We start from the raw sequence: 420 nt of genomic DNA, 5'->3' as shown, positions 1-420 counted from the left end.
CGCGATGAGGATTCCGGCAATCCCCTCCCACAACAACGAAGGCAACGACCTCGCATCGCTCGGCTTTTGTGGGAGGGGCTCGAGCCCTGAGGCCTTTCTCTCGGGCAAGCAGGGAGTTATCGGCGATCTGAGAAGAAAGCGTCGGGGCTGAAGCCCCTCCCACAGGGCGTTGCGGCTTCGCGCCGGGCCGGCCGGGCCGGGCCAGCTCAGGCCAGCAGTTGCGAGTATTCCGGGTGACGCTCGGCCCAGACCGCGGCATAGGAACACGCCGGCCACACCTTCAGGCCGGCCCCGCGCGCGTACTCGAACGCGGCGCGGACCAGGTCGCTGGCGATGCCGCGGCCGCCGATGGCCTCGGGCACGCCGGTGTGGGTGATGACGAGCTGGTCGCCGCGCAGTTGGTAATCGAGTTCGGCTTCG

The 420-nt window shown here is 68.8% G+C and carries 1 protein-coding gene; it reads right to left on the bottom strand.

All coding sequences use genetic code 11. The features are described 5' to 3' along the window. Positions 1 to 206: 206 nt before the first annotated feature. Positions 207 to 420: N-acetyltransferase (locus tag HKX41_10510; GenBank protein ID NNC24565.1), on the bottom strand; the 214-nt coding region annotated here is incomplete at its 5' end.

Origin of the sequence: Salifodinibacter halophilus (assembly GCA_012999515.1) — a bacterium.
GTDB lineage: Bacteria > Pseudomonadota > Gammaproteobacteria > Nevskiales > Salinisphaeraceae > Salifodinibacter > Salifodinibacter halophilus.
The sequence above is the reverse complement of the archived record's forward strand: the minus strand, read 5'-3'. Positions and strand labels throughout refer to the sequence as shown.